This is a genomic window from Streptomyces sp. NPDC058650, assembly GCF_042717315.1.
GTDB lineage: Bacteria > Actinomycetota > Actinomycetes > Streptomycetales > Streptomycetaceae > Streptomyces.
This window is the reverse complement of the sequence record NZ_JBHXRL010000006.1, coordinates 394,017-419,809: the sequence shown is the minus strand read 5'-3', so window position 1 is coordinate 419,809 and position 25,793 is coordinate 394,017. Positions and strand designations below refer to the sequence as shown.

Annotated in this window: 23 protein-coding genes; 16 read left to right on the top strand and 7 right to left on the bottom strand. The window is 70.0% G+C overall.

Annotation, left to right across the window (positions count from 1 at the left end):
* Positions 1-217: 217 nt before the first annotated feature.
* Both ACFWWU_RS14130 and ACFWWU_RS14125 read right to left on the bottom strand, forming a co-directional pair.
* On the bottom strand, positions 218-994 hold the full coding sequence (locus tag ACFWWU_RS14130) for a class I SAM-dependent methyltransferase (RefSeq protein WP_384143951.1): 777 nt from the start codon (positions 992-994) through the stop codon (positions 218-220).
* Between the two features lie 110 nt (positions 995-1,104).
* On the bottom strand, positions 1,105-1,710 hold the full coding sequence (locus ACFWWU_RS14125) for a DUF3043 domain-containing protein (RefSeq protein ID WP_317594378.1): 606 nt from the start codon (positions 1,708-1,710) through the stop codon (positions 1,105-1,107).
* 280 nt (positions 1,711-1,990) lie between these two features.
* Here ACFWWU_RS14125 and ACFWWU_RS14120 point away from each other — a divergent pair, with 280 nt between their 5' ends.
* The 5 genes from ACFWWU_RS14120 (at position 1,991) to ACFWWU_RS14100 (ending at position 8,527) form a co-directional block, all read left to right on the top strand.
* Positions 1,991-2,788: a PspA/IM30 family protein gene (locus ACFWWU_RS14120; protein WP_384143909.1), complete on the top strand. Its 798-nt coding sequence runs from the start codon at positions 1,991-1,993 to the stop codon at positions 2,786-2,788.
* A 19-nt stretch (positions 2,789-2,807) separates the two neighbouring features.
* A complete protein-coding gene (locus tag ACFWWU_RS14115; RefSeq protein WP_384143906.1) occupies positions 2,808-3,086 on the top strand; it encodes a hypothetical protein in 279 nt (92 codons plus the stop codon).
* Between the two features lie 146 nt (positions 3,087-3,232).
* Positions 3,233-4,471, top strand: a complete 1,239-nt coding sequence (locus ACFWWU_RS14110; protein ID WP_384143903.1) for a sensor histidine kinase — start codon at positions 3,233-3,235, stop codon at positions 4,469-4,471.
* Positions 4,468-5,157 carry a response regulator gene (locus ACFWWU_RS14105; protein WP_384143901.1) on the top strand — a complete coding sequence of 230 codons (690 nt, stop codon included), beginning with the start codon at positions 4,468-4,470 and terminating at the stop codon, positions 5,155-5,157. The genes ACFWWU_RS14110 and ACFWWU_RS14105 overlap by 4 nt, the downstream gene beginning before the upstream one ends.
* Before the next feature lie 187 nt (positions 5,158-5,344).
* Positions 5,345-8,527, top strand: a complete 3,183-nt coding sequence (locus ACFWWU_RS14100; RefSeq protein ID WP_384143898.1) for an efflux RND transporter permease subunit — start codon at positions 5,345-5,347, stop codon at positions 8,525-8,527.
* A 79-nt stretch (positions 8,528-8,606) separates the two neighbouring features.
* Here ACFWWU_RS14100 and nadA read toward each other — a convergent pair whose 3' ends face one another.
* On the bottom strand, positions 8,607-9,788 hold the full coding sequence (nadA, locus tag ACFWWU_RS14095; protein WP_384143895.1) for a quinolinate synthase NadA: 1,182 nt from the start codon (positions 9,786-9,788) through the stop codon (positions 8,607-8,609).
* Positions 9,789-10,025: 237 nt separating this feature from the next.
* On the opposite strand from nadA, the gene ACFWWU_RS14090 reads away from it, so the two are divergent.
* On the top strand, positions 10,026-10,382 hold the full coding sequence (locus tag ACFWWU_RS14090; RefSeq protein ID WP_015033024.1) for an iron-sulfur cluster assembly accessory protein: 357 nt from the start codon (positions 10,026-10,028) through the stop codon (positions 10,380-10,382).
* An 83-nt stretch (positions 10,383-10,465) separates the two neighbouring features.
* Here the strand turns inward: ACFWWU_RS14090 and ACFWWU_RS14085 are convergent, their stop codons facing one another.
* Together ACFWWU_RS14085 and ACFWWU_RS14080 are read right to left on the bottom strand one after the other, a co-directional pair.
* Positions 10,466-12,067, bottom strand: coding sequence for a hypothetical protein (locus tag ACFWWU_RS14085; protein WP_384143892.1), 1,602 nt, complete (start codon positions 12,065-12,067; stop codon positions 10,466-10,468).
* A 79-nt stretch (positions 12,068-12,146) separates the two neighbouring features.
* On the bottom strand, positions 12,147-12,353 hold the full coding sequence (locus tag ACFWWU_RS14080) for a hypothetical protein (protein WP_384143889.1): 207 nt from the start codon (positions 12,351-12,353) through the stop codon (positions 12,147-12,149).
* Positions 12,354-12,483: 130 nt separating this feature from the next.
* On the opposite strand from ACFWWU_RS14080, the gene ACFWWU_RS14075 reads away from it, so the two are divergent.
* Positions 12,484-13,458, top strand: coding sequence for a carbohydrate kinase family protein (locus ACFWWU_RS14075; protein WP_384143886.1), 975 nt, complete (start codon positions 12,484-12,486; stop codon positions 13,456-13,458).
* Between the two features lie 55 nt (positions 13,459-13,513).
* Here ACFWWU_RS14075 and ACFWWU_RS14070 read toward each other — a convergent pair whose 3' ends face one another.
* Positions 13,514-14,902, bottom strand: coding sequence for a cysteine desulfurase/sulfurtransferase TusA family protein (locus ACFWWU_RS14070; RefSeq protein ID WP_384143883.1), 1,389 nt, complete (start codon positions 14,900-14,902; stop codon positions 13,514-13,516).
* 427 nt (positions 14,903-15,329) lie between these two features.
* On the opposite strand from ACFWWU_RS14070, the gene coxB reads away from it, so the two are divergent.
* The 4 genes from coxB (at position 15,330) to ACFWWU_RS14050 (ending at position 19,811) form a co-directional block, all read left to right on the top strand.
* A complete protein-coding gene (coxB, locus tag ACFWWU_RS14065) occupies positions 15,330-16,295 on the top strand; it encodes a cytochrome c oxidase subunit II (RefSeq protein ID WP_384143880.1) in 966 nt (321 codons plus the stop codon).
* Complete coding sequence (gene ctaD / locus ACFWWU_RS14060; RefSeq protein WP_384143877.1) at positions 16,292-18,028, top strand: cytochrome c oxidase subunit I; 1,737 nt, start codon at positions 16,292-16,294, stop codon at positions 18,026-18,028. Before coxB ends, ctaD begins: the two co-directional genes overlap by 4 nt.
* Positions 18,025-18,423, top strand: a complete 399-nt coding sequence (locus ACFWWU_RS14055) for a cytochrome c oxidase subunit 4 (RefSeq protein WP_384143874.1) — start codon at positions 18,025-18,027, stop codon at positions 18,421-18,423. Before ctaD ends, ACFWWU_RS14055 begins: the two co-directional genes overlap by 4 nt.
* A gap of 131 nt (positions 18,424-18,554) precedes the next feature.
* Positions 18,555-19,811: an Ig-like domain-containing protein gene (locus tag ACFWWU_RS14050; protein ID WP_384143871.1), complete on the top strand. Its 1,257-nt coding sequence runs from the start codon at positions 18,555-18,557 to the stop codon at positions 19,809-19,811.
* On the opposite strand, the gene ACFWWU_RS14045 is transcribed toward ACFWWU_RS14050, so the two are convergent.
* Positions 19,812-20,213: a hypothetical protein gene (locus ACFWWU_RS14045; protein WP_317594363.1), complete on the bottom strand. Its 402-nt coding sequence runs from the start codon at positions 20,211-20,213 to the stop codon at positions 19,812-19,814.
* Positions 20,214-20,404: 191 nt separating this feature from the next.
* On the opposite strand from ACFWWU_RS14045, the gene ACFWWU_RS14040 reads away from it, so the two are divergent.
* The 5 genes from ACFWWU_RS14040 to trpD all read left to right on the top strand — a co-directional run bounded on the left by ACFWWU_RS14040 (position 20,405) and on the right by trpD (position 25,776).
* On the top strand, positions 20,405-21,025 hold the full coding sequence (locus tag ACFWWU_RS14040) for a heme-copper oxidase subunit III (RefSeq protein WP_317594362.1): 621 nt from the start codon (positions 20,405-20,407) through the stop codon (positions 21,023-21,025).
* A 73-nt stretch (positions 21,026-21,098) separates the two neighbouring features.
* The gene (locus ACFWWU_RS14035) at positions 21,099-21,908 is read left to right on the top strand and encodes a c-type cytochrome (protein WP_384143866.1); all 810 of its coding nucleotides are present in this window, start codon (positions 21,099-21,101) and stop codon (positions 21,906-21,908) included.
* Positions 21,905-22,957, top strand: coding sequence for a Rieske 2Fe-2S domain-containing protein (locus ACFWWU_RS14030; RefSeq protein WP_384143863.1), 1,053 nt, complete (start codon positions 21,905-21,907; stop codon positions 22,955-22,957). Before ACFWWU_RS14035 ends, ACFWWU_RS14030 begins: the two co-directional genes overlap by 4 nt.
* Positions 22,954-24,579, top strand: coding sequence for a cytochrome bc complex cytochrome b subunit (locus ACFWWU_RS14025; protein WP_384143860.1), 1,626 nt, complete (start codon positions 22,954-22,956; stop codon positions 24,577-24,579). The genes ACFWWU_RS14030 and ACFWWU_RS14025 overlap by 4 nt, the downstream gene beginning before the upstream one ends.
* A gap of 132 nt (positions 24,580-24,711) precedes the next feature.
* Complete coding sequence (trpD, locus tag ACFWWU_RS14020) at positions 24,712-25,776, top strand: anthranilate phosphoribosyltransferase (protein ID WP_384143857.1); 1,065 nt, start codon at positions 24,712-24,714, stop codon at positions 25,774-25,776.
* The last annotated feature ends 17 nt before the right edge of the window (positions 25,777-25,793 follow it).

Sequence of the window (25,793 nt, the reverse complement as noted above, 5' to 3'; positions counted from 1 at the left end):
GGGGCGCACCGGGTGCTCGTGGGGGTGGCCGTCACCCAGCCCCGGCCCCCCCCCCCCCTGCCGGCGGGGGGCCCGCCCCCGCGCCCGGGGGGGGGGGGGGGGGCCCCCCCCCCCCCACCCCTCCAGGACGATCTTGATGACGGCCTGGTCCTCGTCCCGGAGGTCGTCGGCGGCGAGGGGAGCAGCCCGGTACGGGCGCTCACCCGGGATCCCGCGATCAGCCCCGGACGCCGCAGAGGTGCAGCAGCGCCGCGATCCGCCGGTACGGCTCCGTGCGGCCCGCCCGGTCCTCGGCGGCGAGCAGCCGGTCCAGCTCTTCGGCGGCCGGCAGGCCCGTCTCGGGCGGGACGCCGTCGGTGAAGACGCGCACGCCGTACCAGGCGTGCAGCGGCGCGGCGATCCCCGCGAGGGTCGACGTCAGCGCGTCGAGCCGGTCGGCCCGCACCTTCACGCCGTTGTCGTCGGTGTAGACATCGGTGTCGAAGCCCGCGAGGGCACCCGACCAGTCGCCGGCGAGCCCCGGGCGCATGGCGAGCGCCTCCGCGTTCCGTACGACGAGGGAGAGCAGGCCGCCGGGGGCCAGCATCCGGGCCAGACCCGCGAGCAGCGCGTCCGGCTCGTCCGCGTACATGAGCACGCCGTGGCAGAGGACCACGTCGAAGCTGCCGGGCAGGAAGTGGACGCCGGTCTCGCGACCGTCGCCCTCGATCATCCGGACCCGCTCGCGAATGCCCGCGGGCTCCGTCGCCAGCGACTCGCGCGCCGACTTCAGCAGCTCGGGATCGGCCTCCAGGCCGGTCACGGTGTGTCCGGCGCGCGCCAGGCGCAGCGCCTGTGTGCCCTGGCCCATGCCGGCGTCGAGGATCCGCAGCCGCTGCCCCACGGGGTAGCGCGCGGATATCTGCTCGTCGAGCTGACGGGCGATGACCTCCTGCCGGATGGTGTCGCGCAGCCCGCCGTGTCCGGCGGGCCAGTGCGCGACGGCGGGCAGCACGGCGCCGCCCGTCGCCGACGCGTCCACGCCGAAGACATGCTCGTCCAGCGCACGCCCCTCGGGCGCGCCCTCGTCGAAAGCGTGCCCGCCGAGGTCCGATCTGTCGGCGCTCAGGGCCGCTCTCCGCGCTTGACCTGCGGCTTCGGCAGCCGCAGTCGGCGCATCTGGAGCGTACGCATGAGGCCGTAGGCAACGGCGCCGCGCTTCGGCTCGTTCGGGAAGCGCTCGTTCAGCTGCTTCTTCAGCCGGAGCCAGATGCCGATCGAGTCGATCACGATCAGGATGATCACGCCGAGCCAGAGCAGCAGCGAGATGTTCTGCAGGGCGCGGTTCGCGTTCCCGAAGAGCGACAGCACGAGGATCACCACGGCCATCGGCAGGAAGAACTCGGCGATCGCGAAGCGCGAGTCGACGAAGTCGCGCACGAACTTGCGCACCGGGCCCTTGTCGCGGGCCGGCAGATAGCGCTCGTCACCGCTCGCCAGCGCCTCGCGCTGCCGGGCCAGGTCCGAGCGACGCGCCTCGCGCTGACGCTTGGCGGCCTCCTTGCGGTCGGTCGGCACCGTCGCGGCGCGCCGACGCTGGGTCTGCGCTTCGCTCCGCTTCGGTGTCGGGCGGCCCTTCGGGGCCTCGGGGTCGCGGGGCTGAGTGGTGGAAGGGTCCGCCGTCACCTTGTCGGTGGGGGCCTTCTCGTCCTTCGAACGGCTACGGAACACAAAACCCAAGGGTACGGGGTGGTGGGCATGGACCCCAGCCCGGGCGGGAACGATCCGCTAACGGACTGCGTCTACGGCGGTACGTACGCGGGACGCTCGGGGTTTCCACCGGGCACCCCCGAGATCCATCTACACCCTGGGCGGGAGGGAGACCGCGCGCAGTCGTCCTTGGGGAGGAGCGCATCCCGCTCCGAACAGTGCGGTAATAGAGACAGGGCCCGTAATGTGGACCTGTTGAGAGCTGGAGCCGAAGTCCGTCAGAAGGGGGCGCGCGAAGCCCATGAGCGGTGTCATGAAGCGTATGGGGATGATCTTCCGCGCGAAGGCGAACAAGGCCCTTGACCGGGCCGAGGATCCGCGCGAGACGCTCGATTATTCCTACCAGAAGCAGCTGGAGCTGCTGCAGAAGGTGCGGCGCGGCGTGGCCGACGTCGCCACCTCCCGCAAGCGGCTCGAACTCCAGCTGAACCAGTTGCAGGGCCAGTCCGCCAAGCTGGAGGACCAGGGCCGCAAGGCGCTGGCGCTCGGCCGCGAGGACCTGGCGCGCGAGGCGCTGTCCCGGCGGGCCGCGCTCCAGCAGCAGGTCAGCGACCTGGAGGTGCAGCACCAGACGCTGCAGGGCGAGGAGGAGAAGCTGACGCTCGCGGCGCAGCGCCTCCAGGCCAAGGTCGACGCCTTCCGCACGAAGAAGGAGACGATCAAGGCGACCTACACGGCCGCCCAGGCCCAGACCCGGATCGCCGAGTCGTTCTCCGGGATCTCGGAGGAGATGAGCGACGTCGGTCTCGCGATCCAGCGGGCCGAGGACAAGACCGCCCAGCTCCAGGCGCGCGCGGGCGCGATCGACGAGCTGCTCGCCTCGGGCGCCCTCGACGACCAGTCCGGGCTCGCCAAGGACGACATCCAGGCGGAGCTGGACCGGCTGTCGGGCGGTACGGACGTGGAGCTGGAGCTCCAGCGGATGAAGGCCGAGCTGGCCGGAGGCCCTTCGGCGCAGAAGCAGGCGATCGAGGGCGGCGGCGAGGCCGCGCCGCAGGACCAGACGCAGCAGCGGTCCCACCCGCGTTTCGAGAAGTAGGCGACAGACAGGACGCGTCATGATCGTACGGATCATGGGGGAGGGCCAGTGGAAGCTGGCCGACAGCCACTTCGTCGAGCTGAACAGGCTCGACGACGAGCTGCTCGAAGAGATGGAGTCGGGGGACGACGAGGGCTTCCGGCGCACGCTGGGCGCCCTGCTCGACGCGGTCCGCCGCCTCGGCGAGCCGCTCCCGGACGAGGCCCTGGAGCCCTCCGAGCTGATCCTCCCCGCTCCGGACGCGAGTCTCGACGAGGTCCGCGAGATGCTCTCCGACGACGGCCTGATCCCGGGCTGACGCCCACGAAGGACCTTCGGTGTCCCACCGCCCCCAGGTGTGGTGGGACACCGTGCTTTCCGGGGTGGTGGGACACCGTGCTTTCCGGGGTGGTGGGACACCGCGCTTTTCCCCCTGCCGCCGCTTTCCCCGTACCGTTCCTCGACGTGACCCCCACCGGACCCGCCACCGGCACCCTCTACGCCCGCCTCCGCGACTGGTTCCGCGCGCACCCCCTCGCCTTCGACGCGGTGATCGCGAGCGGCACGCTGGTCTGCATGATCGCCGGGTCCTTCACCGACCCGCACGGGAGCCGGGAGGGGCCGACCTTCGGCGACCACCCGCCCGACGTGTGGAGCGTGCTGATCATGGTCGTCGGGGCCGCCGCGCTCGTGCTCCGCCGCCGCAGACCCTTCGCGGTGCTCTGCTTCACGGTCACGATCTGCCTCTTCGAACTCGTCAACGACAACCGGCCCGCCCCGATCGCCATGGCCGCCGTCGTCGCGCTCTACACGGTCGCCTCCCGCACCGACCGCCCCACCACCTGGCGCGTCGGGCTCGTCACGATGGCCCTGCTCACCGCCGCCGCCATGATCTTCGGCCCGACCGACTGGTACGCGCAGGAGAACCTCGGCGTCTTCGCCTGGACCGGCATGGCCGCAGCCGCCGGGGACGCCGTCCGCAGCCGCCGGGCCTTCGTCGACGCCATACGCGAGCGCGCCGAGCGGGCCGAGCGCACCCGGGAGGAGGAGGCCGGCCGCCGGGTCGCCGAGGAGCGGCTGCGGATCGCCCGCGACCTCCACGACGTCGTCGCCCACCACATCGCCCTGGTGAACGTCCAGGCCGGCGTCGCCGCCCACGTCATGGACAAGCGGCCCGACCAGGCCAAGGAGGCCCTCGCGCACGTCCGCGAGGCCAGCCGCTCCGCGCTCGACGAGCTCCGCGCCACCGTCGGCCTCCTGCGCCAGTCCGGCGACCCCGAGGCGCCCACCGAGCCCGCCCCGGGCCTCGCCGTCCTCGACGGACTCCTCGACACCTTCCGCAAGGCCGGTCTCCCGGTCGCCCTGGCCCGCGCCGACGGCGACCGGCCCCTGCCCGCGACCGTCGACCTCGCCGCGTACCGGATCGTGCAGGAGGCCCTCACCAACGTCCGCAAGCACGCGGGACCGGACGCCGAAGCGGAGGTGAGCGTCGTCAGGGTGGGCCGTACGGTCGAGATCACCGTCCTCGACGACGGCACCCCGCAGCCGGGGGCCCCCGCCGACTCCGGCGGCCACGGCCTCCTCGGCATGCGCGAGCGGGTCAGCGCGCTCGGCGGCACGCTGACCGCCGCACCCCGCTACGGCGGCGGCTTCCGGGTGCAGGCGATACTGCCCGTGACGACCCGTACGGGGGAGGACGCGTGACGATCCGGGTACTGCTCGCCGACGACCAGGCCCTGCTCCGCAGCGCCTTCAAGGTCCTGGTCGACTCCGAACCGGACATGGAGGTGATCGGCGAGGCCGCCGACGGCGCCCAGGCCGTCGCCCTGGCCCGCGCCGAGCGGCCGGACGTCGTCCTCATGGACATCCGGATGCCGGGCACGGACGGCCTCACGGCGACCCGTGCGATCACCGCCGACCCCGAGCTGTCCGCCGTACGCATCGTCATGCTCACCACCTTCGAGGTCGACGAGTACGTCGTGCAGTCGCTGCGCGCCGGGGCCTCGGGCTTCCTCGGCAAGGGCGCCGAACCGGTGGAACTGCTCGGCGCGATCCGCATCGCCCACGCCGGCGAGGCGCTGCTCTCCCCGGCCGCCACCAAGGGCCTGATCGCCACCTTCCTCGCACAGGGCGGCGGGCTGGAACCCCTGGCGGGCGGCGACCGGCCCTACTCCGAGCGGCTCGCCGCGCTCACCGCCCGCGAGCGCGAGGTCCTCGTCCTCGTCGGCGGCGGCCTCTCCAATGACGAGATCGCCGAGCGGCTCGACGTCAGCCCGCTCACCGTGAAGACGCATGTCAACCGGACCATGGCCAAGCTCGGCGCCCGTGACCGGGCCCAGCTGGTGGTCACGGCGTACGAATCGGGACTGGTACGTCCGAGGGTGGAGTGACCGGAGGCTCCGGCGTACTCCAGACGCGGTATGCGCGGGATAAGGATGTGGGCCCGGGGGCCGAGGACTTCCGGGCGCGGATGGCAGATCGTATAGGCGGGGGGCACCTCCGGCGGATCCAGCGGATCAGGGCCGGGGTCTTGGCTGCTCCCGCCTGTCGACGAGTACGCCACAGAAGAGAGACCCCATGTCCTGGCTGTCCAGATTCAGCCTCGCGCAACGGGCCCTGATCGGGCTGACGTCCATCGTCGCGATCGTGTTCGGGGCGATCGCGATACCGCAGCTCAAGCAGCAGTTGTTCCCCTCGATCGAGCTCCCCATGGTCTCGATCCTCGCCCCGTACCAGGGGGCCTCTCCCGATGTGGTCGAGAAGCAGGTCGTCGAACCCCTGGAGAACAACCTCAAGGCCGTCGACGGCCTGAAGGGCGTCACCTCCACCGCCTCCGAGGGCATGGCCGTCGTCATGGCCTCCTTCGACTACGGCGACGAGTCGACGAAGCAGCTCGTCGCCGACGTCCAGCAGGCCGTGAACCGGGCCCGCGCCCAGCTGCCCGACGGCGTCGACCCGCAGGTCGTGGCCGGCTCGACGGACGACATGCCGACCGTCGTCCTCGCCGCCGCCTCGGACAAGGACCCGCAGGCTCTCGCCGACCTCCTGGAGCGGACCGTCGTGCCCGCCCTCGAAGGCATCGAGGGCGTCGGTCAGGTCTCCGTCAGCGGCGTCCAGGACGTCCAGATCTCCGTCGTCCCGGACGAGCGGAAGCTCGCCGCGGCCGGAATCGGCTCGATGAAGCTCGCCGAGGCGCTCCGCTCCGGCGGCGCCACGATGCCGGCCGGCTCCTTCTCGGAGGCCGGCAAGAGCCGCACGATCCAGGTCGGCGGCGGCTTCACCTCCCTCCAGCAGATCGAGGACCTGCGCATCCCGTCGGCCACCCCCGGCAAGGGCAAGGCGGTCCGCCTCGGCGACGTCGCCACCGTCCGCCAGGAGGAGTCGCCGAGCGTCTCCCTCACCCGCACCAACGGCAAGCCCAGCCTCGCCGTCATGGCCACGATGGACAAGGACGGCAGCGCCGTCGCCATCTCCGACGCCGTCGAGGAGAAGCTGCCCGATCTGCGCCGCGACCTCGGCGCGGGCGCCGAGCTGACCGTCGTCTCCGACCAGGGCCCGGCCGTCGCCAAGGCGATCTCCGGTCTGACCACGGAGGGCGCGCTCGGTCTCGTCATGGCCGTCCTGGTGATCCTGGTCTTCCTGACCTCGATCCGCTCGACCCTGGTGACCGCGGTCTCCATCCCGCTCTCGGTCGTCCTGGCCCTGATCGTGCTGTGGACCCGCGACCTCTCGCTCAACATGCTGACCCTGGGCGCGCTCACCATCGCCATCGGCCGGGTCGTCGACGACTCGATCGTGGTCCTGGAGAACATCAAGCGTCACCTGGGCTACGGCGAGGAGCGCCAGGCCGCGATCATCACCGCGGTCCGCGAGGTGTCCGGCGCGGTCACCTCCTCCACCCTCACCACCGTCGCCGTCTTCCTGCCGATCGGTCTGACCGGCGGCATGATCGGCGAACTGTTCGGCTCGTTCTCGCTGACGGTCACGGCGGCCCTGCTGGCCTCCCTGCTCGTCTCCCTGACCGTGGTCCCCGTCCTCTCGTACTGGTTCCTCCGCGCCCCCAAGGGCACCTCGGAGGACCTGGAGGAGGCCCGCAGGGTGGCCGAGGAGAAGGAGGAGAAGAGCCGTCTCCAGCGCGCGTACGTGCCCGTCCTGCGGTTCGCGACCCGGCGCCGGATCATGAGCCTCGGCATCGCGCTCGTCGTCCTCGTCGTCACCTTCGGCATGGCCCCGCTCCTGAAGACGAACTTCTTCGACCAGGGCGAGCAGGAGGTGCTCAGCATCCAGCAGGAGCTGGCTCCCGGCACCAGCCTGAGCGCCTCCGACGAGGCCGCGAAGAAGATCGAGAAGGTCCTCGCGGAGACCGAGGGCGTCAAGGACTACCAGGTCACCGTCGGCTCCTCCGGCTTCATGGCGGCCTTCGGCGGCGGCACCGGCTCCAACCAGGCCTCGTACAAGATCAGCCTGGAGGACTCCGACGCGTACGAGAAGACCCGCGCCTCCATCGAGAAGTCCCTCGCGGGCCTCGACGGCATCGGCGACACCACCATCGCGGCCGGCGACGGCTTCGGCAGCCAGGACCTGAGCGTGGTCGTCAAGGCCGCCGACCCGAAGGTCCTGGAGCAGGCCTCCGAGGAGGTCCGCACGGCGATCGCCGGGATGAAGGACGTCACCGACGTCCAGAGCGACCTCTCCCAGTCCGTCCCGCGCATCTCCGTCAAGGCCAACGCCAAGGCGGCCGACGCGGGCTTCGACACCGGCTCGCTCGGCGCGATCGTCGCCCAGGCCGTCCGGGGCACCCCGGCCGCCAAGGCGATCCTCGACGACAGCGAGCGGGACGTCCTCATCACCTCGGCGAAGCCCGCCACCACCCTCGCCGAGCTCAAGGCCCTGCCGCTCGGCCCGGTGAAGCTGGGCGACATCGCCACCGTCGAGCTGGTCCCCGGGCCGGTCTCCATGACCCGGATCGACGGCGCCCGCGCGGCGACGATCACGGCCAAGCCGACCGGTGACAACACTGGCGCGGTGAGCGCCTCGCTCCAGTCGAAGATCAACGCGCTGGACCTGCCCGACGGCGCCACCGCCAGCATCGGCGGTGTCTCCGAGGACCAGACCGAGGCCTTCACCAACCTGTTCCTGGCGATGCTCGCGGCCATCGCGATCGTCTTCATGCTGCTCGTGGCGACCTTCCGGTCGCTGATCCAGCCGCTGATCCTGCTGGTCTCGATCCCGTTCGCGGCGACCGGCGCGATCGGTCTGCTCGTGGTCACGGACACCGCGATGGGCGTCCCGGCGATGATCGGCATGCTGATGCTCATCGGCATCGTCGTGACCAACGCGATCGTCCTGATCGACCTGATCAACCAGTACCGGGCCCAGGGCCTGGGCGTCGTCGAAGCGGTCATCGAGGGCGGCCGGCACCGGCTCCGCCCGATCCTGATGACCGCCCTGGCGACGATCTTCGCCCTGCTGCCGATGGCCCTCGGCATCACCGGCGAGGGCGGCTTCATCGCCCAGCCGCTCGCCGTGGTCGTGATCGGCGGTCTCGTCACCTCGACGCTGCTGACCCTGCTCCTCGTCCCGACGCTCTACGCGATGGTGGAGCTCCGCAAGGAGCGCCGCGCGGCGAAGAAGGCGACGAAGAAGACGGAGAAGGAGAAGGGCAAGGAGAAGGGCAAGAAGAAGGGCGAGCAGGCGGAGATCCCGGAGCAGGCGGACGTCAGCCCGGCGGACGGCACCCTGCTGGACGTCCTCGACTGACCCGAGTCCCGGCGACAGCCGGAAGGGGCGCTCCGCGATCGCGCGGGGCGCCCCTTCCGGCGTACGTACGGGAGAACCGTTACGGCAGGGCCAGCATCCGCTCCAGGGCGAGCTTGGCGAAGCTCTCCGTCTCCTGGTCGACCCGGATCTGGTTGACGAGGTTGCCCTCGGCCAGGGACTCCAGGGTCCACACCAGGTGCGGCAGGTCGATGCGGTTCATGGTCGAGCAGAAACAGACCGTCTTGTCGAGGAAGACGATCTCCTTGTCCGGGTGCGCGTTGGCCACGCGCCGGACCAGGTTCAGCTCGGTGCCGATCGCCCACTTCGAACCGGCCGGGGCCGCGTCCAGGGTGTTGATGATGTACTCGGTCGAGCCCACGTAGTCCGCGGCGGCGACGACCTCGTGCTTGCACTCCGGGTGGACCAGCACGTTCACGCCCGGGATGCGCTCGCGGACGTCGTTGACCGAGTCCAGCGAGAAACGGCCGTGCACCGAGCAGTGACCCCGCCACAGGATCATCTTGGCGGCGCGCAGCTCCTCGACGGTGAGCCCGCCGTTGGGCTTGTGCGGGTTGTAGAGCACGCAGTCGTCCAGGGACATGCCCATGTCGCGGACGGCGGTGTTGCGGCCCAGGTGCTGGTCGGGCAGGAACAGGACCTTGTCACCCTGCTCGAAGGCCCAGTCCAGCGCGCGCTTGGCGTTCGACGAGGTGCAGATCGTGCCCCCGTGCTTGCCGGTGAAGGCCTTGATGTCGGCCGAGGAGTTCATGTACGAGACGGGCACGACCTGCTCGGCGACGCCGGCCTCGGTCAGCACGTCCCAGCACTCGGCGACCTGCTCGGCGGTGGCCATGTCGGCCATCGAGCAGCCGGCCGCCAGGTCCGGCAGGACGACCTTCTGGTCGTCGGTGGTGAGGATGTCGGCCGACTCCGCCATGAAGTGCACGCCGCAGAAGACGATGTACTCGGCCTCCGGCTTGGCGGCGGCGTCGCGCGCGAGCTTGAACGAGTCGCCGGTGACGTCGGCGAACTGGATGACCTCGTCACGCTGGTAGTGGTGGCCGAGCACGAAGACCTTGTCCCCGAGCTTCTCCTTGGCGGCGCGGGCGCGCTCCACGAGGTCCGGGTCGGAGGGCGACGGCAGATCGCCCGGACACTCCACGCCGCGCTCGCTCTTCGGGTCGGCCTCGCGGCCGAGCAGGAGCAGGGCGAGCGGCGTCGGCTGAACATCCAGGGGCTGGGCGGTGGTCACGTCACGCACCCTTTCTTCGGGGTCTTCGGGGAAACCTTTTCGTCGAAATGACGCTATCTATCATAACCGCTTCCCGTCACGTTGACGATGTCCATAGTGTCGATGTGACGAATTCGCCGTCCGCGCTCCGGGACAGGGTGTGCGAGCATGAAAGAGGGAACACCCCACGCGGCCCGGAATGAATCCGGGGCACCGGCGGTTACCACCGTCGGCAAGCAGTCTCCGTACACACCGGGAGAGAAGCAGATGTCCGTATCGGACGAGAAGACCACTGTCAGCGACGGCATCCTCCTGTCCGACGCCGCCGCGGCCAAGGTCAAGGCCCTCCTCGACCAGGAAGGCCGCGAGGACCTGGCCCTGCGCGTCGCCGTACAGCCCGGTGGCTGCTCCGGCCTGCGTTACCAGCTGTTCTTCGACGAGCGTTCGCTCGACGGCGATGTCGTGAAGGACTTCGACGGAGTCAAGGTCGTCACCGACCGCATGAGCGCCCCCTACCTCGGCGGTGCCTCGATCGACTTCGTCGACACCATCGAGAAGCAGGGCTTCACGATCGACAACCCGAACGCCACGGGCTCCTGCGCCTGCGGCGACTCGTTCAGCTAAGTCGCACCACCAGCACGAACGCGAGGGCGGCGGCCCGGGACTCCCGGGCCGCCGCCCTCGCGCATGTGCCTCTGGGGTGGGGATCAGCGGCGCGGCACGGCCTCCCCGCTCGCCCCGTCGACGACGGGCCGGTCGCCCAGCGGCCGGTCGAGCGTCACCGACTTCGTCACCTCGACCGCGATGGCGATGCACGCCTTGCCCGGCTCGGTGGGCGTCTCCTTCACCCGCACCGTGACCCGGTCCGCGCTCTCCCGCGCCGTCACCGTGTACTCGCTGCACACCCCGCCCCAGAAGGTGACGGTCAGCTTCCGGCCGTCCCCCTCGGTCCGGAACGACTCGATCTGCCGGGCCGGAGACGTGCCCTCGTCGGGCTCCGGCGTCGGCGAGGGCGACGGCTTCGCCGGCGGCGCCAGGTGCTCCGGGGCCACCGCCGTCCGCGTCACCGTGTACGGCGCCGCGTCCGCGGGGTCCGCCGTGAACAGCCACGCCGGTACGAGCAGCCGTGCGCCGTCCACGTCCTGCGCGGCCAGACCGAACACCGCGCGCGTCACCGGCACCTGGTCCGGCGGCGCCATGTCCACGATCGTCTGGCAGGGCGCGCCCGGGGCGTTCGATCCCGTGCTCGGCTCCCCGAGGTCGGGCCGCCCGGCGGTCGGCTTCCCCGAGTCCGGCATTCCGGTGCCGGGCTTCCCCGCCTCCGGCATCGGGGCGTCGGGCTTCCCCGCCTCCGGCTCCCCGGCCGGCGGGGCGGTGGCGCAGCCGCCGATGCCGATCGGGCCGGTGCCCTTCGAGGCCTCGTTCAGCTCGGCGAGCGCCTTCTCCGCCCCGATCACCGGGTACGTGTCGCCCTTCACCGGCTCCTTGAGCATCCCGCTCCCGGCGACCGGCCGGCCGTCCGAACCGATGTGGAGCCCCGTCGACCAGCCGTACGTCGGCAGGCCGCCCACCACCGGCTCGGCGTTGACCACCCGGACCGAGCCGTTCATCACCTGCGTCGCCGACACCTTGGCGTCGTCCTGGCCGATGGCCTTCAGGACGGGCGCGGCCGCCGCCTTCGCCGCCGCCTCGCTCACCGGCGAACCACCGGGGAAGGGCTTCGTCTCGCCCGGCGGAGGACACGCCTTGCCCTTGAGGCAGCTGTCGCCGGCCGGGCCGCCGTCGTACCAGGAGTACGTCCAGTTCCCCGGCGCCTTCCGTGCCACGTCGAGGCGTGCTCCGGAGCCGTCCTTCTCGGGCCGGATCGTCCAGACCTCGCCCACCAGGGCGGGGCTCCCGGAGAGGCCGAGCGCTTCGGCCAGCCTGGTCACCTCCGCCGAGGTGACCAGGCCCCCGGGCCGGTGGACCGCGGCCGAGGAGGGCCCGTGGGGGAGTGGGCCCTTGGCTGTGTAGACGGTCCCGTTCGGGCCGCCTCCGGGGTCGGGCTCACCGGGGGCGATACCGGGACCGTCACCCGTACCGACGCCACCCGTGTCGCCACCACCCGTACCGTCGCCTTCCAGGCGCAGCGGCGGGGGCGCGGCCGCCCTGTCGGTGACCCGGCTCTTGGCCCCGGCGGGCGTGGCCTCGCCGGGCGCCGTCGCGGCGACGGCGAGATACACCCCGCCGCCACCGGCGAGCAGGACGCCCGCCGCCACCGAGGCGGTGAGCAGCCTCCGCCGCCTCCGACCGTTCTCCGTACCGCTCACGGCATCGCTCCTTCGGACCCTGGCATCCCTGTGGGAAGACACCGGTGGGACGGAGCGGGCGGGCGGACGGTTCCGTCCGTCAGCCGCCGTACTCGGCGGTGGCGTCGATCAGCCGTGCCGAGGCGGCCGGTACGACGACCCCGTGGATCAGCGCGGGGGAGACCGGAGCGGGCGCCGGCGGAGCCGGGGTGACCCAGTGCGGGACCATCCGCGCGCTGTCGCCGCGCAGCTGGGCGAGGCTCAGCTCGGACTCGTGACGCTCACCGGGAGCGGGGTGCAGGCTCATGGGCGCACCGTATGCACCCCGGTGCTCCGGAGAAAAGGCCTACTCTGGGGTAGTTTCCACTGTTCGGCAGGAAAGCCACCACCCGGTAGCGTGAACTGTCATTACCACCTTCCCGCAGGAGCACCCCGCCGTGCGTATCGCAGTCACCGGCTCCATCGCCACCGACCACCTCATGACCTTCCCCGGAAGGTTCGCCGACCAGCTCGTGGCCGACCAGCTCCACACGGTGTCCCTCTCGTTCCTCGTCGACAACCTCGACGTGCGCCGGGGAGGGGTCGCGGCCAACATCTGCTTCGGCATGGGCCAGCTCGGCAGCCGCCCGTTCCTCGTGGGCGCCGCCGGCTTCGACTTCGACGAGTACCGCGCCTGGCTCGACCGCCACGGCGTCGACACGTCCTCGGTACGGATCTCCGAGGTCCTGCACACCGCGCGCTTCGTCTGCACCACGGACAAGGACCACAACCAGATCGGCTCCTTCTACACCGGCGCGATGAGCGAGGCCCGGCTGATCGAGCTCAAGGCCGTCGCCGACCGCGTGGGCGGCCTCGACCTGGTCCTGATCGGCGCCGACGACCCCGAGGCGATGCTCCGCCACACCGAGGAGTGCCGCTCCCGGTCGATCCCGTTCGCCGCCGACTTCTCACAGCAGATCGCGCGCATGGACGGCGAGGAGATCCGCACCCTCCTCGACGGGGCCACGTACCTCTTCTCCAACGAGTACGAGAAGGGCCTCATCGAGTCCAAGACGGGCTGGACCGAGGCGGAGATCCTCTCCCGCGTCGGCCACCGCGTCACCACGCTCGGCTCGCGCGGCGTCCGCATCGAGCGCGTCGGCGAGACCCCGATCGAGGTCGGCTGCCCGGAGGAGACGGCCAAGGTCGACCCGACCGGCGTCGGCGACGCCTTCCGCGCCGGCTTCCTGACCGGTCTGCACTGGGGCGTCGGCCTGGAGCGCGCCGCCCAGATCGGCTGCATGCTCGCCACCCTCGTCATCGAGACCCTGGGTACGCAGGAGTACACCCTGCGCCGCGCCAACTTCATGGACCGCTTCACCAAGGCGTACGGCGACGAGGCCGCCGCCGAGGTCCGGTCCCACCTGGGCTGACACCCCTAGGTCCTGTCCGGCGGACAGGACCTGTGCGAGGTGCGGCGGGTGGCTCTCAGGCCACCCGCCGCACCACGTACGCGACGCCGCCCCCCTCGGACGGCTCCTCGCCCACGTACTCCTGGCCGCGCATCTCGCACCAGGCCGGGATGTCGAGGCGGGCCGCGGCGTCGTCGGCGAGGACGGTCACCGTCCCGCCGACCGGCACGTCGCCGATCACCTTCGCCAGCTCGATCACCGGGATCGGGCAGCGCCGGCCGAGCGCGTCCACCACGAGCGAGCCGGAGCCGGCCGCCGGGACCGCGGCCGGGGCCGCCGGGGCGCCGAGCCGCTCCCGTACCGCCGCGACCACCCCCGGCAGCACGTCGAGGAAGTGGTCCACGTCCGCCGCCGAGGTGCCGGCCGGCAGGGACACCCGGACGTTCCCCTCGCTCAGCACCCCCATCGCGCGCAGCACATGGCTGGGCGTCAGCGTCGAACTCGTACACGACGAACCGGACGAAACGGAGAAACCCTCCCGGTCCAGCTCGTGCAGCAAGGTCTCTCCGTCGACATAGAGACAGGAGAAGGTGACGAGGTGGGGGAGCCGGCGCACCGGATCGCCCACCACCTCCACGTCCGGCACCAGCGCCGGCACCCGCGTCCGGATCCGGTCCACCAGACCCCGCAGCCGTGCCGCCTCGGCCGCCGCCTCCGCCCGGACCGCCCGCAGCGAGGCCGCCGCCGCCACGATCGCCGGCAGGTTCTCGAAACCGGGTGCCCGCCCCGACTCCCGTTCGTCCGAAGGGCCTTGGGGCGCGAACCGCACCCCCTTCCGTACGGCGAGGAGCCCCACGCCCGCCGGCCCGCCCCACTTGTGCGCGCTCGCCGCGAGCAGCGACCAGCCGCCTTCCACCGGCCCCCAGCCCAGCGACTGGGCCGCGTCCACGAGCAGCGGCACGCCCGCCGCCCGACAGGACTCGGCGACCTCCGCGACCGGCTGTTCGGTCCCCACCTCGTGATTGGCCGACTGGAGGCAGGCGAGTGCGGTGCCGGGCGCGAGCGCCTCTCCGAAGACGGCCGCGTCCACCGCGCCGGAGCGGCCCACGGGCACCTCGGTCACTGAACCGCCCGCCGCCGCGTGCCGCTCCGCCGCGTGCAGGACGGAGGAGTGCTCGACCGCCGAGACGACGAGGCCGTCCCCGACACGCCGACGGCCCGCGAGGGCGCCCGAGATTCCGGCGTGAACCGCGCGCGTTCCCGAAGGAGTGAACACGAGCTCGTCCGGCCGGCACCCCACCGCCTCCGCCGCGGCCTCCCGCGCCGCGTCCAGCAGGAGCCGGGCCCGCCTCCCCTCCCGGTACAGCCGGGCCGGATCGGCCCACCCCTCGTCCAGGGAGGCGAGCAGCGCCTGGCGGGCGACGGGGTGCAGGGGCGCGGCGGACGCGGCGTCGAAGTACGGCATCCGCCCACGGTAGGGCCGACCTGCCCCGATCCGCGGGGCCACCCCTCCCCGACCCGCCGGGCCGCCCCTCCCGACCCGCCGGGCCGACCCCCGCCGCCCGCCCGGCCGACACGCCCGACTCGCCCGGCCCGCACCTTCGTCCGTACGTCCGTCCGCGTCTCGTGAGCACACGTCAGAAGGCCGCCCCGGTACGACGGCAGGCCGCCGTACGGCCGCCGGGGTCCCCCCTCCGGAACCCCGGAGTCCACCCCTTCGGGGACTCGGACGGCGCGTTGGGCACCCTCCCCGCGCGACCCCAAATAGCGTCCAGTAGGGTTTGGTCCGCATAAACATCCAAACCCCTGCCCGCGGCCGGGGCGGCGACCGACCAGCGAGACGGACGGCCGTGGCCGACCAACGCGGGCCGAGACTCTCGGGAAGGCGCTACGTGAGTCCCAACGGCTCCGACCGCTCGTCGCGGCGCCCGATGCGGCGGAAGCTGCCGCAGGTGCTGACTGCGGGCCTGATCCTGGCGACAGCCACGGGCTGCTCGTACAACTGGGAAGACTTCCCCCGCCTTGGTATGCCCACCCCTGTGACGGAAGAGGCGCCTCGGATCCTCTCCCTCTGGCAGGGTTCGTGGGCGGCCGCGCTCATCACCGGAATCCTGGTGTGGGGCCTGATCCTCTGGTCAGTCTTCTTCCACCGGCGCAGCCGGACCAAGATCGAGGTACCTCCGCAGACCCGGTACAACATGCCCATCGAGGCGCTGTACACGGTCACCCCGCTCATCATCGTCTCGGTGCTCTTCTACTTCACCGCACGCGACGAGTCGAAGCTCCTCGAGCTCACCCCCAAGCCGGCGCACACGGTCAACGTGGTCGGCTACCAGTGGAGCTGGGGCTTCAACTACGTCGAGAACGTGCCCGGTGTCACGGGCGACGCCAAGACGGACAAGAACCTCGCCTCGATCCCGGACAAGTTCCTGGAGGCGTTCCCGGAGAACGCCGGCGGTGTCTACGACGCCGGTATCCCCGGCGACCGGAACCCGCAGACCGGCAACCCGGGTCCGACCCTGTGGCTGCCGAAGGGCGAGAAGGTCCGGTTCGTCCTGACCTCCCGTGACGTCATCCACTCCTTCTGGGTGGTCCCCTTCCTCATGAAGCAGGACGTCATCCCGGGTCACACGAACTCCTTCGAGGTGACCCCGACGCAGGAAGGCACCTTCCTCGGCAAGTGCGCCGAGCTGTGCGGTGTCGACCACTCCCGGATGCTCTTCAACGTCAAGGTGGTCTCTCCGGAGCGCTACCAGCAGCACCTGAAGGAGCTGGCCGAGAAGGGGCAGACCGGCTACATCCCGTCTGGCATCGAGCAGACGGACCCGGCCAGGAATGCGGAGAAGAACCAACTGTGAGCATCCACAACGAAACCCAGGGTGCCGCCGCAGCTGAGGACTCGTACGAGAACGAGCTGCCCGTACGGCGCAAGCAGCCCGGCAACGTCGTGATCAAGTGGCTGACCACCACCGATCACAAGACGATCGGGACGATGTACCTGGTCACGTCGTTCGTCTTCTTCTGCATCGGCGGACTCATGGCGCTCTTCATGCGCGCCGAGCTGGCCCGTCCGGGTACGCAGATCATGTCGAACGAGCAGTTCAACCAGGCGTTCACGATGCACGGCACGATCATGCTGCTGATGTTCGCGACGCCGCTGTTCGCCGGATTCGCGAACTGGATCATGCCGCTGCAGATCGGCGCGCCCGACGTGGCGTTCCCGCGGCTGAACATGTTCGCGTACTGGCTGTACCTCTTCGGCTCGATCATCGCGGTGGCCGGCTTCCTCACCCCGCAGGGTGCGGCCGACTTCGGCTGGTTCGCCTACTCCCCGCTGTCGGACGCCGTCCGCTCGCCGGGTGTCGGTGCCGACATGTGGATCATGGGTCTGGCCTTCTCCGGCTTCGGCACGATCCTCGGTTCGGTCAACTTCATCACCACGATCATCTGCATGCGCGCTCCGGGCATGACGATGTTCCGCATGCCGATCTTCACCTGGAACGTGCTGCTGACCGGTGTCCTGGTCCTGCTCGCCTTCCCGGTGCTGGCGGCCGCGCTGTTCGCCCTGGAGGCGGACCGCAAGTTCGGCTCGCACATCTTCGACGCGGCCAACGGTGGAGCGCTGCTGTGGCAGCACCTCTTCTGGTTCTTCGGCCACCCGGAGGTGTACATCATCGCGCTGCCGTTCTTCGGCATCGTCTCCGAGGTCATCCCGGTCTTCAGCCGTAAGCCGATGTTCGGCTACATCGGTCTGGTGGCCGCGACCATCGCGATCGCCGGCCTGTCCGTGACCGTGTGGGCGCACCACATGTACGTCACAGGCGGCGTGCTCCTACCGTTCTTCTCCTTCATGACGTTCCTCATCGCCGTACCGACGGGCGTGAAGTTCTTCAACTGGATCGGAACGATGTGGAAGGGCTCGTTGTCGTTCGAGACACCGATGCTCTGGACGATCGGCTTCCTGATCACCTTCACCTTCGGTGGTCTGACGGGCGTCATCCTGGCCTCGCCGCCGATGGACTTCCACGTCTCCGACTCGTACTTCGTCGTCGCGCACTTCCACTACGTCGTCTTCGGCACCGTGGTCTTCGCGATGTTCGCCGGGTTCCACTTCTGGTGGCCGAAGTTCACCGGCAAGATGCTGGACGAGCGACTCGGCAAGATCACGTTCTGGACGCTGTTCATCGGCTTCCACGGCACCTTCCTGGTGCAGCACTGGCTCGGTGCCGAGGGCATGCCGCGTCGTTACGCGGACTACCTCGACGCCGACGGCTTCACCGCGCTGAACACGATCTCGACGATCTCCTCCTTCCTGCTCGGCCTGTCGATCCTGCCGTTCATGTACAACGTCTGGAAGACCGCCAAGTACGGCAAGAAGATCGAGGTCGACGACCCGTGGGGCTACGGCCGTTCGCTCGAGTGGGCGACCTCCTGCCCGCCGCCGCGGCACAACTTCCTCACCCTGCCGCGGATCCGGTCCGAATCCCCGGCGTTCGACCTGCACCACCCCGAGATCGCCGCTGTCGACCAGCTGGAGAACAAGGGGCACGTGGCCGAGGCCCTCACGGGCGCGAAGGAGGCCGGCAAGTGAAGATCCAAGGCAAGATGTTCATCTGGCTGAGCGTCTTCATCCTCGCCATGGCCGTCCTCTACGGCGTGTGGTCGAAGGAGCCGGTCGGTACGACGGCGCTGTTCCTGGCGTTCGGCCTGTCCATCATGATCGGCTACTACCTGGCCTTCACGGCCAAGCGTGTCGACGCGATGGCGCAGGACAACAAGGAAGCCGACGTCTCGGACGAGGCCGGCGAGGTGGGCTTCTTCGCCCCGCACAGCTGGCAGCCGCTGTCGCTGGCCGTCGGCGGTGCCCTCGCCTTCCTCGCCGTCGCGATGGGCTGGTGGATCCTGTACTTCTCGGCTCCGCTGATCCTGGTCGGCCTCTTCGGCTGGGTGTTCGAGTTCTACCGCGGTGAGAACCAGAACCAGTAGCAGCAAAAGCGGTACCCCGCTCCGTCACGGAGCACCCGAGGGGCCCGGACGCTTCGTCACCGAAGCGGCCGGGCCCCTCGTTTGCCGTACTCGAACGCGCTGGTCACGAGGAATGTCCTTAGCGTGAAGTCATGAACGACACGCCGCGCATTCGGACTGTTCTGAGCTGCACTCTTCTGGTCGTCACCGTCACCGCAGCCGCCACGGCGTGCTCGGGCTCCGACGGCCACCCGCTGTCCGTGAAGCCCTACGACGCGGCGGACCAGCTCGCCATCAGCACCGCGGCCGGCGGCGCCAAGGCGAACCCGGAGAAGCCCCTGGAGATCTCCGCCAAGGGCGAGGACGGCCGGATCACCGACGTCACCGCCGTCGACGCCGCAGGACGACACCTGGCGGGTGAACTCACCGCGGACGGGCAGCGCTGGCGCTCCACGGCCGCCCTGGCGGCCGGCACGCGCTACACGGTCCGGGTGGCCACCGAAGACGAGGACGGCGCCCCAGGCGCCCGTACGTACACGTTCGAGACGGCCCCGACCAAACGGGCCCTGACCGTCACGTTCGGGCCGGAGGCGGGCACGTACGGCGTCGGACAGCCGATCACCGCGGACCTCACCCTCCCCGTGAAGGACCGGGCGGCCCGCGCGGTCGTCGAGCGGGGCCTCAAGGTCCGCTCCACGCCCGCCGTGGAAGGCTCCTGGCACTGGGTGGACGACAAGAAGCTGCACTTCCGCCCGAAGGAGTACTGGCCCGCCGGCGCGCGTGTCACGGCCACGGCCAACCTCGACGGCCTCAAGGTGGGCGACAAGCTCTACGGCGGCGCGTCCAAGCCGCTGAAGCTCACCATCGGCGACCGCGTCGAGGCGGTCGCGGACGCCGGCTCGCACTACATGACCGTCCGGCGCAACGGAGAAGTGATCAACACCATTCCGGTGACCACCGGAAAGCCGGGCTTCTCCACCCGAAACGGCATCAAGGTCGTGCTCGGCAAGGAGTACTACGTCCGGATGCGGGGCACCAGCATCGGCATCTCGGAAGGCAGTTCGGAGTCGTACGACCTGCCGGTCTACTACGCCACCCGGGTGACATGGAGCGGCGAATACGTCCACGCCGCGCCGTGGTCCGTCGGCTCGCAGGGCGTGGCGAACGTCAGCCACGGCTGTGTCGGCATGTCGACGGGGAACGCGGCCTGGTTCTACGAGACCGTCCGCCCCGGCGACATCGTGAGGACCGTCAACAGCTACGGCGACACGATGGACACCTTCGGCAACGGCTTCGGCGACTGGAACATGCCGTGGGACAAGTGGCGCAAGGGCAGCGCCCTGGTGGAGGAGTCCGGAGACCCGACCGCCACCGAGGACGCCAAAGCCCGTCTGCGGCCCTCGATCTAGCTACGCGTCCAGCGACAGGCGGGAGCGCAGCAGGGCGGCCAGGGACGCCGCGAACTCCACCGGTTCCACCGGAAGGGTGATCGCGGCGTCCGCGCGGCTCCAGGTGGCCAGCCAGGCGTCCTGCGGGCGCCCGATCAGCAGCAGCACCGGCGGGCAGCGGAAGACCTCGTCCTTGATCTGCCGGCACACGCCCATACCGCCGGCGGGCACCGCCTCGCCGTCCAGGACGCACACGTCGATGCCGCCCTCGTCCAGGCGCTTCAGCACCGCCGGGAGCGTCGCGCACTCCACGAACTCGACCGGCGGGACGTCGGCCGCGGGCCTGCGCCCGGCGGCGAGGCGCACCTGCGCGCGGGTGTTCGCGTCGTCGCTGTAGACCAGGACCGTGGCACTCGACTGCATCGTTCCTCCGTGGGGAAGTCCGTGGGAAGGTCGTCGATCGATGCGCGGGATGCTACTCCGGTCCACACCCCGTCAACACCCGTTCAGCACCTGTTCGAAGGGGCTTCCGATGGGCCGTTCGGGCTGGACACGCCCCTCTGACACTCCGAACGGCACCCCCCGGAGTGAGGGCGGGATAAGCGACCGACATAATGTCGGTCGTGGCGACAGTAACGACAGTAGAAACAGGGCACGCGCACCCGTCGGTCAATCGACCGAACCTCACCAGCGTCGGAACCATCATCTGGTTGAGCTCCGAGCTGATGTTCTTCGCGGCCCTCTTCGCGATGTACTTCACCCTGCGATCGGTGACCGGTCCCGAGTTCTGGGCGGAAAAGGCCTCGGCCTTGGCCTTCCCGTTCTCGGCGGCCAACACCACGATCCTGGTGCTCTCCTCCCTCACCTGTCAGCTCGGCGTATTCGCCGCCGAGCGGGGCGACGTGAAGAAGCTCAGGACGTGGTTCATCATCACGTTCGTGATGGGTGCGATCTTCATCGGCGGCCAGGTCTTCGAGTACACCGAGCTGGTGAAGCACGAGGGCCTCTCGCTCTCGTCGGACCCGTACGGCTCCGTGTTCTACCTGACCACCGGCTTCCACGGCCTGCACGTGACGGGAGGTCTCATCGCCTTCCTGCTGGTCCTCGGCCGGACGTACGCCGCCAAGAGGTTCACCCACGAGCAGGCAACCGCCGCCATCGTCGTGTCCTACTACTGGCACTTCGTCGATGTCGTCTGGATCGGCCTCTTCGCCACGATCTACATGATCAAGTAATCGGTCCCGCCTCCCGGCGGACCGAGACATCCAGCAAGCATCGACGCAGAAGATCCTGACACCGGGGTAATCCGTGAAAAAGCTCTCCGCACGACGACGCCATCCGCTGGCGGCGGTCGTCGTCCTCCTACTCGCGCTGGCGGCCACTGGGGGGCTGTACGCCGCGTTCGCGCCCGCGGGCACGGCGAAGGCCGATGAAACCGCCCAGTCCCTCGCGATCGAGGAGGGCAAGAAGCTCTACTCCGTCGGCTGCGCCAGCTGCCACGGAACCGGCGGTCAGGGCACCTCTGACGGCCCGTCCCTGGTCGGCGTCGGTTCGGCCGCCGTCGACTTCCAGGTCGGCACCGGCCGCATGCCGGCCCAGCAGCCGGGCGCCCAGGTCCCGAAGAAGAAGGTCATCTACTCGCAGGCTGAGATCGATCAGCTCGCGGCGTACGTCGCCTCTCTCGGTGCCGGTGCGATCACGCCGACCGAGAGCCAGTACAACCCTGCCGGAGCTGACATCGCCAAGGGTGGCGAGCTGTTCCGCAACAACTGTGCCCAGTGCCACAACTTCACCGGTGAGGGCGGCGCGCTGAGCAACGGCAAGTACGCCCCGAACCTCGAAGGCGTGAGCCCGAAGCACCTCTACGAGGCCATGCAGACCGGCCCGCAGAACATGCCCTCCTTCCCGGACACGACCATGCCGGAGAAGCAGAAGAAGGACATCATCGCGTACGTCCAGGCCGTCAACAGCGACAAGGCCGACAACCCGGGCGGTCTCAAGCTCGGTGGCCTCGGCCCCGTCTCCGAGGGTCTGTTCGCCTGGGTCTTCGGTCTGGGTGCGCTCATCGCAGTTGCCGTCTGGGTCGCGGCCCACACCGCTAAGGCCAAGAAGTCATGAGTACCCAAGAGATTCCAGAAGAGAACCTGCCGGCAGGGCAGGACACCGCGCACGGCGCGGTGAAGGTCCTCGACGACCCGTTCGCCGACCCGGGCCTTCCGCCCCACAAGCCGCGCATCCAGGACATCGACGAGCGGGCCGCCCGCCGGTCCGAGCGTGCGGTCGCCTTCATGTTCGTGCTGTCGATGCTGGCCACGGTCGGCTTCATCGCCTCGTACGTGATCTTCCCGGTCGACAAGATCGTGTACATCTGGCCCTTCGGCCGGGTGTCCGCGCTCAACTTCGCCCTGGGCTGGACGCTCGGCCTCGCCCTCTTCTTCATCGGCGCGGGCGCGGTCCACTGGGCCCGCACCCTGATGTCCGACGTCGAGGTCGCCGACGAGCGTCACCCGATGGCGGCGTCGCCCGAGGTCAAGGCGAAGGTCATGGCGGACTTCGCGGCCGGTGCCGCCGAGTCCGGCTTCGGCCGCCGCAAGCTCATCCGCAACACGATGTTCGGTGCGCTGGCGCTCGTCCCGCTCTCCGGCGTCATGCTCCTGCGTGACATGGGTCCGCTGCCCGAGAAGAAGCTCCGGACCACCAAGTGGGCCCGCGGCAAGCAGCTGATCAACATGAACACGCACGAGCCGCTGCGTCCCGAGGACGTCGCGGTCGGTTCGCTGACCTTCGCGATGCCCGAGGGCATGTCGGAGCACGACCACGACTTCCAGACCGAGATCGCCAAGGCCGCCCTGATGATCGTCCGGATCCAGCCGGAGGACATCAAGGACAAGCGCGAGCTCGAGTGGTCGCACCAGGGCGTGGTCGCCTTCTCGAAGATCTGCACCCACGTGGGTTGCCCGATCTCCCTGTACGAGCAGCAGACGCATCACGTGCTCTGCCCGTGCCACCAGTCCACCTTCGACCTCTCCGACGGCGCCCGCGTCATCTTCGGCCCGGCCGGTCACGCTCTTCCGCAGCTGCGGATCGGTGTGAACGACAAGGGCTTCCTGGAGGCGCTCGGCGACTTCGACGAGCCCGTCGGTCCTGCCTTCTGGGAGCGCGGATGAGCACCGTGACCGATACGAACAAGAAGGCACCCGCCGGTGAGCGGGTCGCCGACTGGGCCGACGGTCGCCTGGGGATCTACACGCTGGCCAAGGCCAACATGCGGAAGATCTTCCCGGACCACTGGTCCTTCATGCTGGGCGAGATCTGCCTCTACAGCTTCCTCATCATCATCCTGACGGGCGTCTATCTGACGATGTTCTTCCACCCGTCGATGAACGAGGTGGAGTACGTCGGACCGTACGTCCCGCTCCAGGGACAGCTGATGTCCGAGGCGTTCAACTCGACCATGCACATCTCCTTCGAGGTGCGCGGTGGTCTGCTGATCCGGCAGATCCACCACTGGGCGGCGCTGATCTTCCTCGCCGGCATGTTCGTGCACATGATGCGCGTGTTCTTCACCGGCGCGTTCCGCAAGCCGCGTGAGATCAACTGGCTGTTCGGCTTCCTGCTGTTCTTCCTGGGCATGTTCACCGGTTTCACCGGTTACTCGCTCCCGGACGACCTGCTCTCCGGCACCGGTGTCCGCTTCATGCAGGGCGCGATCCTGTCGGTGCCGATCGTCGGCACCTACCTCTCGATGTTCCTGTTCGGCGGGGAGTTCCCCGGCGGCGACTTCGTGGCCCGGTTCTACTCGGCGCACGTGCTGCTGCTGCCCGGCATCATGCTGGGCCTGGTGGTCGCGCACCTCATCCTGGTGTTCGTCCACAAGCACACGCACTTCGAGGGTCCCGGCCGGACGAACAAGAACGTCGTCGGCATGCCGCTGCTGCCCGTGTACATGGCGAAGGCCGGAGGCTTCTTCTTCCTGGTCTTCGGTGTCATCGCGGTCATCTCGGCGATCGCCTCGATCAACCCGATCTGGGCCCTCGGCCCGTACCGCCCGGACCAGGTGTCCACCGGCGCCCAGCCCGACTGGTACATGGGCTTCGCCGAGGGTCTGATCCGCGTCATGCCGGGCTGGGAGATCAACCTCTGGGGCCACACGCTGGTCCTGGGCGTGATGATCCCGCTGGCGATCTTCCCGGCGGTGCTCGGCGCGATCGCGGTGTACCCGTTCATCGAGTCCTGGATCACCGGCGACAAGCGCGAGCACCACATCGCGCAGCGCCCGCGCAACGCTCCGACGCGCACCGGCTTCGGTGTCGCCTGGATCACCGCGTACATGATCATGCTCGTGGGTGGTGGAAACGACCTCTGGGCGACCCACTTCCACCTGTCGATCAACTCGATCACCTGGTTCGTACGGATCTTCTTCTTCGTCGGCCCGGTCATCGCGTTCATCGTCACCAAGCGGATCTGCCTCGGCCTCCAGCGCCGGGACAAGGACAAGGTGCTGCACGGTCGCGAGTCCGGCATCATCAAGCGTCTGCCGCACGGTGAGTTCGTCGAGGTGCACACGCCGCTGAGCCAGGGCGAGCTGCACAAGCTCACGGCGCACGAGCAGCACGAGCCCGCGGAGCTTCCGCCGGCCGTCGACGAGAACGGCGTGGAGCGCAAGATCGGCGCGATCGAGAAGCTCCGGGTCAAGCTCAACAAGGGCTACTACGGCGGGGACAGCCAGATCGCCAAGCCCACCTCGGAGGAGTACAAGGAGATCCAGAGCGGCCACGGCCACCACTGATCCCCTGACCTTCCGATGACGTAGGTCGCCACGGTGAGAGCCCCGTCCATTCGATGGACGGGGCTCTTCGCCGTCTCCCGGGCTCGATAGGGTGGCTCTTGTCTTTCCCTACGTGACGATCCAGGAGCTGCCATGAGCGCTGCGACCCCCGCTGGAGGACCTACGTCGGCGGGCCGCTCCTGGCCCGTCCTCCTGAACGGCCTGCTCGACGGCCGCGACCTCGCCGCCGACGACACGGCCTGGGCGATGGACCTGATCATGCGCGGCGAGGCCACCGACGCCCAGATCGCCGGATTCATGGTGGCGCTGCGGGCCAAGGGCGAGACGGTGGCGGAGATCACCGGTCTCGTGCGGAGCATGTACGAGCACGCCAACGTGATCGAGGTGCCGGGCCCCGCCGTCGACATCGTCGGCACCGGCGGCGACGGCGCCAAGACCGTCAACATCTCCACGATGGCCTCGATCGTGGCCGCCGGCACGGGCGCGAAGGTCGTCAAGCACGGCAACCGCGCCGCGTCCTCCGCCTCCGGCTCCTCCGACGTGCTGGAGAAGCTCGGCATCAATCTGCACCTGACCCCGCAGCGGGTCGCCGAGGTCGCCGAGGAAGCCGGCATCACCATCTGCTTCGCGGTGAAGTTCCACCCGGCACTGCGGCACGTCGCCGCCGCGCGCGGCCAGCTGGGGATCCGCACGACCTTCAACGTCCTCGGCCCGCTGACCAACCCGGCCAAGGTCCGGGCCCAGGCCGTCGGGGTCGCCGACGCGCGCATGGCGCCGATCGTGGCCGGGGTCTTCGCCGAGCGCGGCAACTCCGCCCTGGTCTTCCGCGGCGACGACGGCCTGGACGAACTGACGACCACCTCCACCTCCCGGGTGTGGGTCGTCCGCGGCGGCACGGTCACCGAGGAGCGCTTCGACCCGCGGGACGTGGGCATCGACCTCGTACCCCTGGAGGCGCTGCGCGGCGCGGACGCGTCGTTCAACGCGGACGTGGCCCGGCGGCTGCTCGCGGGGGAGACCGGGCCCGTACGGGACGCGGTGCTCCTCAACACCGCGGCGGCGCTCACCGCGCTCGAACCGGGCGAGGCCACCCTCGTGGAGCAGCTGCGGGCCGGCATCGCGAAGGCCGCGGAGGCGATCGACTCCGGGGCGGCCCGCCAGGCCCTGGAGCGCTGGATCGCCGCCAGCAACGCGTAGCCGTTCCCCGAGGCCCC

What these genes read in the sequence shown, in the direction of transcription:
- ACFWWU_RS14070 (WP_384143883.1), bottom strand. Translation starts at nt 14,902, where the DNA reads ATGCCGTACTTCGACGCCGCGTCCGCCGCGCCCCTGCACCCCGTCGCC.
- trpD (WP_384143857.1), top strand. Translation starts at nt 24,712, where the DNA reads ATGAGCGCTGCGACCCCCGCTGGAGGACCTACGTCGGCGGGCCGCTCC.
- ACFWWU_RS14090 (WP_015033024.1), top strand. Translation starts at nt 10,026, where the DNA reads ATGTCCGTATCGGACGAGAAGACCACTGTCAGCGACGGCATCCTCCTG.
- ACFWWU_RS14100 (WP_384143898.1), top strand. Translation starts at nt 5,345, where the DNA reads ATGTCCTGGCTGTCCAGATTCAGCCTCGCGCAACGGGCCCTGATCGGG.
- ACFWWU_RS14030 (WP_384143863.1), top strand. Translation starts at nt 21,905, where the DNA reads ATGAGTACCCAAGAGATTCCAGAAGAGAACCTGCCGGCAGGGCAGGAC.
- ACFWWU_RS14050 (WP_384143871.1), top strand. Translation starts at nt 18,555, where the DNA reads ATGAACGACACGCCGCGCATTCGGACTGTTCTGAGCTGCACTCTTCTG.
- ACFWWU_RS14040 (WP_317594362.1), top strand. Translation starts at nt 20,405, where the DNA reads ATGTCGGTCGTGGCGACAGTAACGACAGTAGAAACAGGGCACGCGCAC.
- ACFWWU_RS14080 (WP_384143889.1), bottom strand. Translation starts at nt 12,353, where the DNA reads ATGAGCCTGCACCCCGCTCCCGGTGAGCGTCACGAGTCCGAGCTGAGC.
- ACFWWU_RS14045 (WP_317594363.1), bottom strand. Translation starts at nt 20,213, where the DNA reads ATGCAGTCGAGTGCCACGGTCCTGGTCTACAGCGACGACGCGAACACC.
- ACFWWU_RS14025 (WP_384143860.1), top strand. Translation starts at nt 22,954, where the DNA reads ATGAGCACCGTGACCGATACGAACAAGAAGGCACCCGCCGGTGAGCGG.
- ACFWWU_RS14115 (WP_384143906.1), top strand. Translation starts at nt 2,808, where the DNA reads ATGATCGTACGGATCATGGGGGAGGGCCAGTGGAAGCTGGCCGACAGC.
- ACFWWU_RS14120 (WP_384143909.1), top strand. Translation starts at nt 1,991, where the DNA reads ATGAGCGGTGTCATGAAGCGTATGGGGATGATCTTCCGCGCGAAGGCG.